We start from the raw sequence: 15,704 nt of genomic DNA on the forward strand, positions 1-15,704 counted from the left end.
TACTAGTGTTTTTTTTATAAATATCAATTTACTTATAAAGGGACACAATTCGACATAGAGAATGAATTATAATGGAAATTACAAGTTTTGGGACAAGCATTTATTTATTTTGGGGGTTATAATGAGGTCAATAGTAATAAATCTAAACTACCATTATTGGGCAAATAAAAGAATGCTACATCATTTGTCTAAACTGGATCCTGGTCTTTTTACAAAGGAAGTGAAAAATACTTTTCCTTCGATCGCCAACATCTTCGAGCATATTTTCCAGGTAGATACGTTATGGTTAAAACGATTACAGGGACTGTCCCAACCAAATATTGAAAGCGTTATGTTTGAAAATCCTTCGGTCGCATTACAAAGTTTTGAGCAGCTTTTTCAACAATTTAGCTTGGTTGTTCCGGAAAAGTCCCACATCACATACATAAATACGAAGGGAGAAGTGTTTCAAAATACTTGGGAGGAAATTATCGCCCATATCGTAAATCATGGTACATATCATAGAGGCAATATCTCATCGATCTTGCATCAAATAGGGGAAAGAAGTGTCTCAACAGATTATATTTTTTTCCTAAGGGATCAGTAATTTGTCACTTCAGCATTAGTCATATTGACATGCTTGGAGGAATAGGATAGGTGGGTGGAATCTCCAATATTTCGGATGACACCACAGAGAATAGAAAAAGAGGAGAACATGGATAAATGGGAAAATGGAGATGGGCAATTTCTTTATTGATTGTTAGTAGTTTAGTAGGGGTGGGAGGATGCTCGGAAAAAACCACACAAAAGGCAACTCAACAAACGAATCCTAACAATACTGTTAAAGACGGTCCCAAAAAGCAGGAGCCGCCGAAACCGGCTGTCATAAATATTGTGGATCCTACAACGAAAGCAGTTATCAAAACTTTTACACCAGCAGAAATGGGGTATACTACAGATCAGGATTCCTATAAAAAGCAAATCGAAGAATGGGCCAAAGAAATGGCGCGGGGAACAGAAACCACGCCTGGTTATGATAAGAGAATCAAATTAGATAAAATAGATGCCAATGGCCAAATCATTAAAGGGACGCCACAGGTTATCTTAGATGAGGCCATACTGGTAGATAAAGTGATGCAGGCTTCTTCCGCAGGTGGAGACGTCGAACTGCCAATCACCGTTCATGAAAGTGGATATAAGCCAGAGGATGCAGCACATCTAGGAGAGGTGGTCATTGCCAGCTACACCACCTATTTTGGCAGTGGTGTGGTGGGACGCTCGAAAAATATTGAACTATCAGCGCAAGCCATAGATAATGTTATTGTTGGCGTAAATGATATTTTCTCATTTAATGATACCGTCGGTCCGAGTGATGCTGAACATGGGTACCAAAAAGCTAAGGAAATCGTCGATAAGAAGCTGGTCGATGGGATTGGCGGAGGCATCTGTCAAACCTCCTCAACCCTGTTTAACTCAGTGGACAAATTGAAAGTTCACTATGTGGAATGGAACCATCATTCCTTATCAGTGGGTTACGTTCCTAAAGGACGAGATGCTACCGTATCCTATGGAGGAAAAGACTTCCGCTTCCAAAATACAACAGGGGTTCCGATCATGATCAATACCATCTATCAACGAGGTAAAATTACCATTGAAATCAGAACAGCTGCAACTTACCAGAGTTTAGTAGCAAGAAGATAATAACGAGTGGAAAAGGTGACAGGCACCAATCGGATGCCTGGCTTTTTTTGTTTTCGTAGCGAATATTCCTCATTGGGTAAGCAAAAAATAGCCTTGGTTTCTTTAGACTATTTTTAGGAGGAATAGGAATGAAATGGATGTTAAAGGCCGTTATTAGCCTTGTTCTTTTTACTTTAGTAGAAATGCAAGGACTTTCAAAAGCAAAAGCTCATTATTTTAATGATGAGGCTTTGAATAGGATGATAAACGTTACAGGTGTTACTCAGCCGGAAACCAAGGAGGTTAGCAGGCAAAATCAAGGCGTTCAAGGTGACCAGGGACTTTCAGAAGTGTATCATGGTCATATTTCTGATCGTCCTGAAGCCAAACAGAAAAAAGCAAAACCACCAGCACCCAATCAGCGATACATTCCCGTTCAAATTTTAGGAATTAATGATTTGCACGGACAGTTAAATGTCACACGAAAGGTCAATGGAAAACCAGCAGGTCGTGCCGACTATTTAGCCTCCTATTTGAAGCAAAGAGCGGCCGATAATAGGAATACTTTGCTCGTACAGGCCGGGGATATGGTAGGAGCGAGTCCTCCAGTTTCTGCACTTTTACAGGATGAGCCTACTATTGAATTTTTAAATCGTATGGGATTTGATATTGGGACAGTCGGAAATCATGAGTTTGATGAGGGAGTCAAGGAATTGCTTCGCCTTATTAATGGAGGAACGCATCCAAAGACCGGAGATTTCGCCGGTTCTAAATTTCCTTGGATTGTTGCCAATGTTGTCAATGAGAAAACCGGAAAAACGATTTTACCACCTTACAAAGTGATGAAGGTTAATGGCATGCAGATAGGATTTATTGGGGTAGTTACTACCGAAACTCCGACAGTTGTTGTTCCAAGCGGTATTGCAGGATTGAAATTTACAGATGAAGTGGAAGCCATCAATCGAAATGTCGCGGAATTGAAAAAGCTGGGGGTTCGCTCGATTGTGGTGTTAGGGCATAATCCTGGAACTTCCGGACCTAATGGAGAAAACCCCACTGGTCAATTAGTAGATATCGCGAATCGAGTGGATGATGAAGTTGACGTTATTTTCGGTGGACACAGCCATGCCTATATGAACGCAACCATCGACAATAAATTGGTCGTACAGGCTTATTCTTATGGAACAGCTTTCGCAGATGTCGATGTGGAAATCGATCCAAAAACAAAGGATATTGTCAACAAACGAGCCGAAATTGTCACTACCTTCCAAGAAGGTATAGGGCCTGATCCTGACATGAAAGCCATGATTGACGGATATGAAGCAAAGGTAGCACCGATTATCAATCGAGTTGTTGGATCAACTTCAGTCCCGCTGATAGCAAAACAAAATAAGCATGGTGAATCCGTATTGGGAGATTTGATTGCCGATGCGCAAAGACAAGCACTCGGAACTCAAATTGCATTTATGAATCCAGGTGGCATTCGTGCCGATATTGATACGGGTGAAATTACCTGGGGTGAAATTTACACCGTACAGCCATTCAACAATGACCTTGTCAAAATGACCATGACGGGTCAGCAAATCCGTGATGTACTCAACCAGCAATGGGGTGCCAAAACCACCATGCTACAAATCTCAGGACTCACCTATACCTATGATCCAACCAAATCCGGAGACAAAATCACAAGTATCAAACTCGAAGACGGAACAGCACTAGACCCTAACCAAACCTACACCGTCACAGCTAACAACTTCCTCTCCGGAGGAGGCGACGGTTTCACCATCTTCACCAAAGCAACCAACAAACAAATCGGCCCAGTAGACCTCGACGCCCTCGTCAACTACATTAGCGCCCAACCAAAACCATTCAGCTACACGCTGAAAAATAGGATACAAAAGGTTGGGTGACAGGCACCACAAAAACACAAAAAGGGGAATTTGTGCGCGTGGGGCGGACAAATTCCCTCTTTTTTACATAAATTATTTCAATGTTACTATTCCTTAAAGGGTTAAAGGTGTTATTATAATCCTTCGATTTTTACTTCTTTAGCTGGCAGGAAGTCTTCTTCTGTGTCTAGGTAACGGATGTTGACTTTGTCACCTTCTTTTAAGTAAATAATCAATGGTTCTTTTTCGGATGAGATGATAAAGTTCTTCCCGTTATCCAATAGGAACGAAACAAGAGTGAAGTCACCTGATTTTTCTTTATAAACCCTTAACACCGTTCCACTGACTTGTTTTTCATCAGCTTTGGACCTGCCCTCAACGGTGGTTTTTCCTCGATGAAGGACGGACTTATATTGACGCAAGGCCTCATTTGGCGTCACCCCGTAGGCGGATATTTCTGGATTAGCTGCTGAAACGATAAAGTAATTTTGAAGAAATCCGTTGGAATCAAGCACTGGTGTCAACCAGCTCGCTTCACCATAGAAGTTATACAGAATCGGCATTTTTCCTTGCCATTTCTTTTCAATAAATTTCTTCTCGATAATTTGCAGCGCTCCCTGTGAATCCATATAAGACTCTTGTGGATTCCCCGTATAATAGGTCGCCTTACCCGTTCTGGCATTTGTTAAAGAATAACCTAACATCGAATCAACATTCTTTTTTGGGCTGGTAAAGTCGGTAAAGTAATACATTTGACCCTTTTCATCAAAAATCGGGCTAACATTAGCTTCTATTCCTTCATCAGAAGGCAGCTTCACATCCGTCTTCCCAAACTTGCTGTTCCAGTAACCATGCACAAAGTTCCCAAAATAACTATTTTGAAGGCTTACGACTTCAGGTGACACCGCTCCATCAATAAATTTAGGAATATCCTTCATCTGATAGAGGTTCGTTGCCCCCGTTAAGGCATCGACCATCACGATTCCCTGTACCTTAAATCCGTTTCTTGCAGAAACAAAGTCCCCAAATGACTGTATATAATACGGTTTTCCATCCTCATTAATCTCTAATTGAACATCCCCGTAAAAAATCTTTTTTGGGAAGTGCATTCGAATATGCCGTTCAATATTTTTATTAAAAAAAGAGGAAGGGGTATAAGTCATTTTTGAGTTAACAAATTTAGGATTGGCTGAAGAATCTGTAGCACTTAATGTAAAATAGCCGGGACTCACTTTGCCGTTCCACCATTTAAAAAATCCAGAAAACTCAACAGGCGCAATATATACATAATTTCCTTTTACCTTTTGAATCTGCAAATTCCCCAATTCATAATAACTGGTATTTGGAACCTGGCCGAATGCTTTTTTCATTTTATTACGCGCAAATTGCGGTGGAACACTCGCTGGTGTCTCTTTTTCATCAAAAGATTTGATCTCTACCTGTTGAGACATTTTGGACAATTCGTATTTTTCATCGGCATTAAAAAGAAAAGCAGTTAGAAAGTAACCCCCAATGAAAAAACTGACTACAAATAATCCGAACTTAACCTTCTGTTCATTCCCGGTTGAAAACAAGGTACCTATAGCCGTAATGAAAATAGCCAAAGCCCAAACCGAAGAAAAATTTCTGTCTAAGTTCGTTACATAATAGAAGGCAAACAAAGTTGGTAAAAGTAACACGATCACCGGGATAAAAAACCCTCTGTTTCCTTGAATCGAGTCCTTCTTCTTGCTAACCTTCTGACGATTGCTAATTGGAATGATAATTAGCGCAGAAACTACCCCAATAATCAGGGTAAATAAAAAGATATTCCCCAAAAAAAATAACCTCCTTAGCTACTGATAAATAGTAATACGGAGTCAACAGTAAGATAGTTTCAAAATTATTACCAATTATCACCTTGTTGACTAATTTATGTTATAATTTTTCATGAAAAGGGGGAGAGAAAATGGAAGAAGTGGTGGTAAAAGCAATTCAGGACGAATATCCGGATGATTATGCTTGGTGTTACGGTTGTGGCCGTTTGAACCAAGAGGGGCATCATTTTCGCACCGGTTGGCAAGGGGAGCAAACGGTGACTATTTTCACGCCAAAACCGGAGCACACTGCACTGCCGGGTTTTGTTTACGGTGGACTAATTGCCTCGTTAATTGATTGTCATGGAACAGGATCGGCCGCACTTGCACTACATAGGAAAAACGGCTATGAACCAGGTGATCGTGAAGATGCCCCACGTTTTGTAACCGCAAACTTAAATGTCAGCTTTTTGAAACCAACTCCTCACGGTGTACCTCTAAAAGCCATTGGTACGGTAACCGAGATCCATCCAAAAAAATTTAAGGTAGACACAGAAGTGTTTGCCAATGACACCTTATGTGCGCGAGGAGAGGTAATCGCCGTAGTCATGCCAAGCACGTTTGCAAAAACTGAATAAATAAAAAGGCAAAACCCCCTACATCAACCTGACTAGGGGGTTCATTTATACCGTCATTTCTTCCTTTTTCTTGAAATAATCACCAATTAACTGTTCCAATTGCTTTAATTCTGTTTGCCATATTGAATCTTGATTAGTATTTAATGATAATAACGCACTTTCGATTAAAAATGGTCGTGGACTCTTTGAATCCATAAATTCTTCCTCAATAAAATCCAGCAATTCCACAAATTTATTCGGTTTTGTTTCCTTCCTTTCGTTCAGGATATTCCGAAGTGCACTCAATGATTTATGCAATTTTTTCTTATATCCATGCATCGGCTTTTTGCAATCTGGAAACCAAATTTCTAATACATCCGGATCTAATAATTGCTCGTTTGAATCTGCGGCACCTTCTACCAAATCAACTAACCGTTTGACACTGTAGCGAACAACCTTAATGGGACTGAAATTCGATTTATTGGTCATGCGATTAAACTGCAAATTCTCCCGTAACATCCCAATAAACATAATGGCACAATCCAATAAAACAGCTTTCTTCTCCTCGCCAAATAGATCCATTAACCGTTGATAAATCCATCTGATATTATTCAACCGAATTCGCTGAAGATATTCCTTTAAATCAGCATCGTTAGATACCATCACTTCCTCAAAAAGGGAGATCAGTTTTCGTTTGTGGTTGGTTTTTAACTGAACCTCAATTTGTTTGGTAAAAATCTCAATATCAGAAGGATCTTGGCCGATCAATAATTCGTCCTGTTGTTTCGAGAATTCAGCATAGGTCATTTTAAAAATAGCGATCAACAATTCATTTTTAGAGGAGAAATAATTATAAAAGGTCCCTTTTGAAATTCCACTGTGATCAATGATCTCCTGGATGGAGGTAGCATGAATCCCTTTTTCAATAAATAAACGATGGGCCGCTTCGACAACCCGCGTTTTCCGTTCGTTCATAACATCACCTTACTAAAATATTATTCCGTTTGTTTAAAAATATAGTAGCTTATTTTTATTGTTTTTACAAACAAGTCAATTTTTAAGAGGTGCATTTTTTATTGAATTGAACCAGTAGTTCATTAGATGGCTATATTTTTTATTTGCTATTTTTCAAAAAAGCGTTCATTATAATAGAAAGTAATAAGTATGACGGAGGTCTAAAGGTATGTTGAAGGAGCATATCAAGCAGTTTATTTCTGCTTTAGAGTCAGAACCGGAGTCAGGTACGGCTCAACTATTCAAAGAGGAAAAAGAGTATGCTGAAAAGCATGGTCTAACTCTTAGCAATCTAGCAGAGGAGGATGCCAAACTACGGTTTGCTGATTCCTATATTGAACGCTGTGATAAAGAAACAGAGAACATGATTAGAAACGAAGAATCAGACTTTTTAGAGCAGCCACTTGTATTCTTAAAAAAGCGCAAAAATGAATTCATCTATCTAGAATCCAAATGGTTTGATATCGTTCACGCGGAGTCTGTTTCCTTAGAAGCGGATGATGTATTTGGTACATATGATGTCATGCTGGGACTGAAGCTGCAAAAGAAATATGATAACAAAATACGGGAATTTCTGAATTCTCATTTACATAGTGATGAAGCTACATTTGATCTCATGTTTAATAGCCAAGAAGGCATGTGGGATTTTAATTTTGCGTTAAATTATGTGGATGGCTTTGATGAGAATATGTCCATTGGTGAGGCTTATCAATTAATTTACAAATTCCTATTTACATTACTGGAAACAATCGAAACGGAGTAGAGGATGTCAGATTCTCTCCCCCGTTTTTTTATTTTTCAAAAAATATATCTCGAATTTTTACAATTTTCGCAATTTGTTTATGTTACATTGAAATTGTACAGGTTTCCGTGCTGGTTATTCATTTTACATACTGAGTAATGAAAAGCCCGTTTCATTTTACAAGTTGTATGGTGTAAATACGAGATCTACTTTGTAAAATAGATTATGGTACAGAATATTCAGCAAATTTAATAAAGGAGGCTAAAGTTACTAAAGCGCTTACATTTACGTAATGGTGTGATCCATTTATAAAAAGGAGGGCTTTATTTGGCTATTGAAAAAAAACAACGCATTTCCTTAACAGACCTCGAACAGAACTTCCAAGAGGTGGAACCTGGTCTTACCAATCGTGAAGCATTGGAAGAAGCCAATCGCTGCCTCTACTGTTATGATGCCCCATGCATAAAAGCCTGCCCAACAGGTATTGACATTCCTACCTTTATTAAAAAAATTGCTTCTGGAAATCTACTCGGATCTGCTAAAACAATCATGACTTCCAATCCGGTTGGTGCAAGCTGTGCAAGAGTTTGTCCAACGGAAGAACTATGTGAGGGAGCATGTGTCCTCAATCATTCAACAAAACCGATTATGATTGGCAATCTGCAACGATATGCCACAGATTGGGCCATTCAAAATCAGCAAACCCTTTTTAATCCTGGAACCTCCAATGGTCAAAAAATAGCCGTGATTGGTGGCGGTCCTGCAGGAATATCAGCTGCCCGTGAGCTGGCCAGATTAGGCTATGATGTCACCATTTTTGAAGCAGCCTCCAAAGCGGGTGGCCTAAATACTTACGGTATCGTATCATTCCGTCTGCCGCAACGAATTTCCTATTGGGAAGTGGAGCAGGTCGAAAAATTAAATGTCAACATCCGCACCAACACTGTAGTTGGAAAAGATATTTCAGCACAAGAATTATTAGATCAATTTGACCGCATTGTCTTAGCGGTAGGTATGAGCCACGTTCCGAATCTTGGTATTGAAGGTGAGGAGTTGGATGGTGTTCATGATGCGATTGAATTTGTTAAATCGACAAAGGATGGGCAGATTGCACAAGACTTCCTCGGAAAACGGGTGGTCGTGATTGGCGCTGGGAATACGGCAATCGATGGTGCCACTTGTTCGATCCGTCTAGGTGCCGAAAACGTCAAGATTCTTTATCGCCGAACTGCCGAAGAAATGACTGCTTATGATTTTGAATATGAATTTGCCAAGATGGATGGCGTTGAATTTCGCTGGTTGACCGCTCCTAATCGAATCATAGGTGAAAATGGGAAGGTTACCGGAATTGAATGCGTTAAAATGGCGCTGGGAGAACCTGAAATGGATGGTCGCCGCCGACCGATTACCGTTGAAGGCTCAGAACATGTCATCCCGGTTGACGCGGTGATTAAAGCAATCGGACAAACAAGACATCTTGACCTGATCAAGCAGTTCTCCCTTGAACACGATGGCGGTGTTGTCAAAGTGGACCAAGAGACAAAACAAACTTCGAATCCGAAGGTCTACGCTTGTGGAGATGTCATTTTTGGAAAAGGAAAAGGAGAAGCCATGGTGGTGACCGCAGCCCAGCAAGGGAAAGAGGTAGCCCATACGATTCATAAGCAGTTTTCAGCTGTTGAAGCGTAAGATTGCTCTAGTTAAATAGACTTTTTCTAAGGGGGAAATTAGATGGCTGATTTACGGATTAATCTGGCAGGAATAAAGTCTCCAAATCCATTCTGGCTCGCATCGGCACCTCCAACCAACTCTGGGTACCAAGTGCAGCGGGCATTTGAAGCAGGATGGGGAGGAGCTGTTTGGAAAACATTAGGCGATCCGATTCTCAATGTTTCTTCCAGGTTTGCAGCAATCAGTTTTAACGGGCAAAGGGTTGCGGGTTTTAATAATATTGAACTGATTACGGACCGGCCGCTTGAGGTCAATTTAAAGGAAATCTATGAAACGAAAAAAAGATTCCCAAATCATGCTGTGATCGCTTCTTTAATGGTAGAGCCAAATCAGGAGAAATGGCATGAAATTGTGAAGCGGGTAGAGGATGTTGGAGTCGATGGACTTGAATTAAATTTCGGCTGCCCGCACGGAATGGCTGAACGGGGTATGGGTTCGGCATCTGGGCAGGTCCCGGCACTTGTTGAAAAACAAACCTACTGGGTCAAAGAAGTAGCCAGAACACCGGTCATTGTCAAATTAACCCCAAATATCACTGATATTACGGCTACAGCAGAAGCAGCCTGCAATGGTGGTGCCGATGCGATCAGTATGATTAACACGATAAATAGTTTAATGGGAGTGGATCTTGAAACGTGGAATACCATTCCACATGTTGCCGGAAAAGGAGCACACGGAGGCTATTGCGGACCGGCAGTAAAGCCGATTGCCTTGAATATGGTTGCTGAGTGTGCCAGACATCCCCACATCAACGTCCCCATTTCAGGTATAGGCGGTATTTCCAATTGGCAGGATGCCGTAGAGTTTATGCTGATGGGAGCGACCGGGGTCCAAGTGTGTACTGCCGCGATGCACCATGGCTTCCGTATTGTCGAGGATATGAAAGAGGGACTCAGCAACTATCTTGACAGTAAGGGAATTGCTGCTGTGTCTGATCTCATCGGCAAATCCGTACCGAAATACTCTGATTGGGGTAACCTCGATCTAAACTACAATATTGTCGCAAAAATAAATACGGATGTGTGCATAAACTGCAATAAATGTCACATCGCTTGTGAGGATACATCCCATCAATGTATCGATATGCTGACAGATGCTTCAGGAAAAAAATATCTAAAGGTTCGTGAAGAAGATTGTGTCGGCTGTAATTTATGTTCGATTGTCTGCCCGGTTGACGGGGCAATAGATATGATTGAAGCACCAAGAGAGTTGCCGGCAATGACATGGAACGAGCGACAGGCAGCTTTAAGTGTTGCCGCTGAATGCAAGGCAGATGTAACAAAGTAACTAAATGGGAGGGTAAAATCAGATGAAAAAATTGATTAAAAATGGAACCATCATAACAGCTACAGATACTTTTCAAGGGGAACTATTAATAGAGGATGGAAAAATAACACAAATTGGGGCACAGCTTTCTGCGATTGGAGCAGAAGTAATCGATGCCAAGGGCTGTCTCGTTTTTCCAGGCGGAATTGATCCCCATACCCATTTAGATATGCCTTTTGGCGGTACAGTTACGAAGGATGACTTTGAAACCGGCACAATTGCTGCAGCTTTTGGAGGAACCACCTCCATTATAGATTTTTGTTTAACCAATAAAGGCGAGCCCTTAAAAAATGCCATTCAAACTTGGCATACCAAATCTAAGGATAAAGCCGTCATTGATTATGGCTTCCATTTAATGATATCTGAAATCAATGAAGACGTCCTTGGCGAACTGCCTCAGGTGATCCAAGAAGAAGGAATTACCTCGTTTAAAGTATTTATGGCTTACAAAAATGTCTTCCAAGCTGATGATGAAACGTTATTCAAAACACTGGTCACCGCAAAAGATCTTGGTGCGTTAGTCATGGTCCATGCTGAAAATGGCGACGTTATTGACTATTTAACGAAAAAAGCGCTGGCAGATGGAAATACGGATCCGATTTATCATGCGTTGACAAGACCTCCTGAATTAGAAGGTGAGGCAACCGGGCGGGCTGCCAGATTTACTGGTCTAGCAAACTCCCAATTATATGTGGTTCACGTTTCCTGTGCAGATGCCGTGGAAAAAATTGCTGAAGCTCGCAGCAAAGGCTATAACGTATGGGGGGAAACATGTCCGCAATATCTTGTTCTCGATCAAAGCTATTTGGAGAAGCCAAACTTTGAAGGCGCCAAATATGTTTGGTCACCGCCGTTGCGTGAGAAATGGAATCAAGAGGTGCTTTGGAATGCCTTAAAGAGCGGGCAGCTGCAAACTCTCGGCTCTGACCAATGCTCCTTTGATTTTAAAGGACAAAAGGACTTAGGAAGAGGGGATTTTACCAAAATCCCGAATGGCGGACCGATCATTGAAGACCGCCTGACGATTTTATTCTCCGAGGGGGTGAAAAAGGGAAGAATCACCTTAAACCAGTTTGTCGATATCACCTCAACGAGGATTGCCAAGCTGTTTGGTTTGTTCCCGAAAAAAGGAACCATCTCTGTTGGGGCTGATGCTGATTTGGTGATTTTCGACCCAACTATCGAGCGGGTCATATCGGCAGAAACGCATCACATGGCAGTTGACTACAACGCATTTGAAGGAATGAAAGTAACCGGTGAACCCGTATCTGTTTTAGTCCGCGGCGAGTTCGTCATCCGCGACAAGCAATTTGTCGGTACGCCAGGGAAGGGCCAGTATTTAAAGAGAGCGAAATACAATACCCATTCTACCGTAACGTCTAACCAAACCTTATCTATCTAGCAATAGATCCAAGCCCACTCTCTTGAACACCTCCGGCAATTGCTTAGAAATAAGCAGTTGCTCCTTTTTAAAAGAATGTATTGGTTGATAAACGTTTAAAATCATTAACCGAAATGGAGTGTTCATATGAAAAGAAGCCATTTAAAATCTCCTGATTTGCTGCCCATTAAGCAAAAAGACCGAAATATTACAAAACTGGGATATTCCTTTATGTGGGTTGGGATGGTTGTCGTCCTTGCCACCTTTGCCATCGGTGGGGCTGGTGTCGTGTCCCTTTCACTGCCTTGGGTCATTCTCGCCACAATCATCGGCAGTTTGGCCATCGGTTTTTTCATTTCGTTAATTGCCGATATCGGTATCGAACATGGATTATCATTTCCCGTCTACATGCGCGCACCATTTGGAACCATTGGCACGCATATTCCTTCAATCACCCGTGGTGTTACGGCTTCGATGTGGTTTGGCATTAACACGTATTTCGGCGCAACAGCAATGAATGGTATTTTAAATATTTTATTTGGCTTTGATAATTGGTTTGTGTGTTTCTTGATTTTTGCGGTAGTGCAATTAGTCAATACTGCATTAGGAATCAAATCCATTGAGCGATTTGCCGATTTGGCAGCCCCGATTATATTAATTATTTCATTATGGATGTATGTGTCCTTATCAGATAAGGCTGCAGCTGCGGGTCGTGACGTGTGGAGCTGGGTGGAATCGCCAGTTACAGGTGGAGCAGCATTTTCAGCCTTCTTAGTGGTCATTTTTAGTAATATGGGCTTTTGGGCTACGTTAAGCGCTGATATTCCATCGATTTCAAGGTTTATTAAAGCACCGGTGAATGAAAAGAACTGGTTCAAACGGAATAAAGGTTCGTTAATTGGAAATTTAATTGCCATGCCTTTGACCCAAACGTTCATGATTATTATTGGGGCTGTTTCCTATATTGCCGTGTTAAACTACGATCCGGTTGTGGCGTTGCAAAAGGCAGCAGGCGGATTCATCTTAGCCATCCTGCTGCTAATGATTGTCTTGGCACAATGGTCCACCAATACCGCAGCTAATGTAGTACCGGCGGCTACTATTTTCTCAAATGTGGGTGGACCTAAGTTCCCGTTCTGGGCAGGGGTTATTACAGCGGGTATCGTGGGAACAGTGGTTCAGCCTTGGACCTTATTCGGTGTCATTATTCCCATTCTCCTGTTTGTCGGCGGAATTTTATCTGCGATTGTAGGAATTTTGTTTGCCGATTATTATTTAATCCGTAAAAGACGCGTAAATGTACCTGAGCTTTATGAAGATCACGGACAATATCGTTATATGGGCGGGGTAAACCTTGCTGGGTTTATCGCCTGGATCATAGGGGCAGTTGCTTCTTACTTTGTTCCAAACTATGGATTTTTAGTGGGATTCATCGTAGGTGCTGTCATCTACTTTATTCTGGCAAAATATTGGTGGTTTACTAAATACAAACAGGCCGAAATCGAAGATCCAAGTGATGAAAAATATTTGGGGATTTCTGTTGGCCGTGACTGGGAAATCGATGAGACGGTTTATGAACCTGTCACTGAAAAAGCACCGAAAAACCTTGACTTTTATTAAGGGGGATGTCTATGTCTGATTATCAGCAATTCCTAGAAGAACGGGATAAAATCGATTTTCTCATCCAAAAGGGTTACATGATTCAAAGTGTGACAGAACATCTAAATGGGGCAACTGTTGAGTTTGTCCATCCGGATGGACATGAGTCTGAAACGTTACTGGTTGGGAATGCCAATGCCAGAAAGTATTTTTCGAGTATCTTAATCAAGCAAAAATAGAGGTTGTCCATTTTTGGAAAAGGATTGGGCGTTAAGCACCAATCCTTTTCCAGCATTTTTCCCAAAGGAGTACAATCACATGAAAGATCAATTTCAGTTAAAAGTCTCAGATATTTTATCAAGAAAACATTTTGAAACCGCCAGTGTGGTTGCCGGATTCGAAGGTCTCCAACGCATTGTGAAATGGGTTCATGTTGTCGAGGCTACAGGTATGAAGAATCTATTAAAAGGGCAGGAGCTGATTTTATCAACTGGAATTGCCTGGAAAAACCAGCCTAATCTCCTTATTTCAATGGTAAAAGAGTTTATTGATCATGGGGTGGCCGGCTTGTGTATTGAAATTGGAACGTACATTTCTGAAATCACGGATGATGTCATCGAACTCGCCAATACTCATCAGTTCCCGATTATTATTTTCCAACAAGAGGTCCCGTTTGTAGAAATCACTCAAGATTTGCATTCTATTATTATCAATCAGCAATATCAGAAGATTTCCGATTTGGAAAATTATTCGCAAAGCTTAAATAAACGACTGCTTACTATAGAAAACTATGAAGATATTCTGCAATTCATCTTTTCGGCACTGGATGTCCAAATCATCTTCCGGTTGAAAAATCAAACATATGAGTTTGTTCCAGAAATTAATCGTCAGGAGCAATGGGCAATGATCGAACAGCTTGAGCTGGCAAAAACAGTTCCAAGCGAACAAATCGGATTGACACCAATTTTCTTATTCGGACAGGAATATGCTGAACTGGCCATTTATTCCCGTGAAATCCCGATCAGCGAGTATGATTTATTAATCCTGGATAGAACTGCAACGGCGCTTGCCCAACATTTACTGAGGGATATGTATGTCGAGGAGAAAAAGAGGGTCGAGGCATTTGAGTGGCTGCACGGCTGGCTCGAGGGAGAGCATTCTATGGAGGAAATCTATGATTATTTAGTAGAGAACGGTGTTACGACTAAACATCATGAAGCCTCTGTCCTCATTGCCAGACTCCTGCCTTTAAAAGAAAATTCCTTTCCTGATATTACCTACCTTAAACTGTTATCACGCTCTATCTTTGAACAAAATGGATTTACGTTATTCTTTGTGGAAAGAAGAAATGAACTCATTTTTATCCTCTTAAACAATCGTTCTAAAAAGAATATGAAGGAGCGGATTAAAAAGGCAATTGAATCGATGCAGCATTCCGAGTTTATCCGCAAGCAGTGCTCCGCCAAATTCATCATCGCCGTCGGTAAATTTTCCGATCGTCTAACAGAGTTACATAAAAGCTATCAAACAGCTAAAGAAGCCTTGAGAATACAGCAAAAAATGACCAACAAGCAGCCCCATTATTTTTATGAAGATCTGCATTTATACCGGCTTATATCCCAATTAGGGAAGCATACGGACTTACAAGAGCTGGCATCAGAATACCTTCACCCAGTGATACAATACGATCAAAAATTTAATGCCAAACTGCTGGAAACCTTAAGGGTATATTTGGAATGCAACGGATCTAAGCAGGAAACGGCAAATAAGCTGTTTATTGTCAGACAAACGTTATATCATCGCCTGCAAAAACTTGAAAATTTGCTCGGAGAGGATTTTATGAATCACGAAAAACGTGTCGCCATAGAATTCATGCTGTTAGTCCATGAGTATTTAGCAGCCTCTCAACCTATCAAGGTAAGTCAAGTTAAATAATGGATATTCATAGTG

Annotated in this window: 13 protein-coding genes; 11 read left to right on the top strand and 2 right to left on the bottom strand. The window is 41.0% G+C overall.

What is annotated here, in order from left to right; translation table 11 throughout:
* The first annotated feature begins 121 nt into the window (after positions 1-121).
* The 3 genes from ACI3K6_RS03675 (at position 122) to ACI3K6_RS03685 (ending at position 3,569) form a co-directional block, all read left to right on the top strand.
* A complete protein-coding gene (locus ACI3K6_RS03675) occupies positions 122-586 on the top strand; it encodes a DinB family protein (RefSeq protein WP_435553756.1) in 465 nt (154 codons plus the stop codon).
* Between the two features lie 116 nt (positions 587-702).
* Positions 703-1,680, top strand: a complete 978-nt coding sequence (locus ACI3K6_RS03680; RefSeq protein ID WP_435553757.1) for a VanW family protein — start codon at positions 703-705, stop codon at positions 1,678-1,680.
* A gap of 128 nt (positions 1,681-1,808) precedes the next feature.
* Entirely contained in the window at positions 1,809-3,569 is a 1,761-nt protein-coding gene (locus tag ACI3K6_RS03685) for a bifunctional metallophosphatase/5'-nucleotidase (protein WP_435553758.1), read from the top strand.
* Positions 3,570-3,682: 113 nt separating this feature from the next.
* Here the strand turns inward: ACI3K6_RS03685 and ACI3K6_RS03690 are convergent, their stop codons facing one another.
* Positions 3,683-5,365 (bottom strand): hypothetical protein, encoded by a 1,683-nt coding sequence (locus ACI3K6_RS03690; protein WP_435553759.1) that lies wholly within the window; start codon positions 5,363-5,365, stop codon positions 3,683-3,685.
* A gap of 131 nt (positions 5,366-5,496) precedes the next feature.
* Between ACI3K6_RS03690 and ACI3K6_RS03695 the strand changes: the two genes are divergently transcribed.
* Positions 5,497-5,982 (top strand): PaaI family thioesterase, encoded by a 486-nt coding sequence (locus ACI3K6_RS03695; RefSeq protein ID WP_435553760.1) that lies wholly within the window; start codon positions 5,497-5,499, stop codon positions 5,980-5,982.
* A gap of 45 nt (positions 5,983-6,027) precedes the next feature.
* Here the strand turns inward: ACI3K6_RS03695 and ACI3K6_RS03700 are convergent, their stop codons facing one another.
* Complete coding sequence (locus ACI3K6_RS03700) at positions 6,028-6,936, bottom strand: TetR/AcrR family transcriptional regulator (protein WP_435553761.1); 909 nt, start codon at positions 6,934-6,936, stop codon at positions 6,028-6,030.
* Between the two features lie 208 nt (positions 6,937-7,144).
* On the opposite strand from ACI3K6_RS03700, the gene ACI3K6_RS03705 reads away from it, so the two are divergent.
* The 7 genes from ACI3K6_RS03705 to ACI3K6_RS03735 all read left to right on the top strand — a co-directional run bounded on the left by ACI3K6_RS03705 (position 7,145) and on the right by ACI3K6_RS03735 (position 15,689).
* Positions 7,145-7,738: a branched-chain amino acid aminotransferase gene (locus ACI3K6_RS03705; protein ID WP_435553762.1), complete on the top strand. Its 594-nt coding sequence runs from the start codon at positions 7,145-7,147 to the stop codon at positions 7,736-7,738.
* A 306-nt stretch (positions 7,739-8,044) separates the two neighbouring features.
* On the top strand, positions 8,045-9,406 hold the full coding sequence (locus ACI3K6_RS03710; protein WP_435553763.1) for an NAD(P)-dependent oxidoreductase: 1,362 nt from the start codon (positions 8,045-8,047) through the stop codon (positions 9,404-9,406).
* A gap of 42 nt (positions 9,407-9,448) precedes the next feature.
* Positions 9,449-10,735 carry an NAD-dependent dihydropyrimidine dehydrogenase subunit PreA gene (gene preA, locus ACI3K6_RS03715; protein WP_435553764.1) on the top strand — a complete coding sequence of 429 codons (1,287 nt, stop codon included), beginning with the start codon at positions 9,449-9,451 and terminating at the stop codon, positions 10,733-10,735.
* Between the two features lie 22 nt (positions 10,736-10,757).
* Complete coding sequence (gene hydA / locus ACI3K6_RS03720) at positions 10,758-12,176, top strand: dihydropyrimidinase (RefSeq protein WP_435553765.1); 1,419 nt, start codon at positions 10,758-10,760, stop codon at positions 12,174-12,176.
* A 126-nt stretch (positions 12,177-12,302) separates the two neighbouring features.
* Complete coding sequence (locus tag ACI3K6_RS03725; protein ID WP_435553766.1) at positions 12,303-13,775, top strand: NCS1 family transporter; 1,473 nt, start codon at positions 12,303-12,305, stop codon at positions 13,773-13,775.
* Between the two features lie 11 nt (positions 13,776-13,786).
* Entirely contained in the window at positions 13,787-13,993 is a 207-nt protein-coding gene (locus tag ACI3K6_RS03730) for a hypothetical protein (RefSeq protein WP_435553767.1), read from the top strand.
* Between the two features lie 79 nt (positions 13,994-14,072).
* The gene (locus tag ACI3K6_RS03735; RefSeq protein WP_435553768.1) at positions 14,073-15,689 is read left to right on the top strand and encodes a PucR family transcriptional regulator; all 1,617 of its coding nucleotides are present in this window, start codon (positions 14,073-14,075) and stop codon (positions 15,687-15,689) included.
* Positions 15,690-15,704: the final 15 nt, after the last annotated feature.

Source organism: Neobacillus solisequens, from assembly GCF_051233465.1.
Taxonomy (GTDB): domain Bacteria; phylum Bacillota; class Bacilli; order Bacillales; family Cytobacillaceae; genus Neobacillus.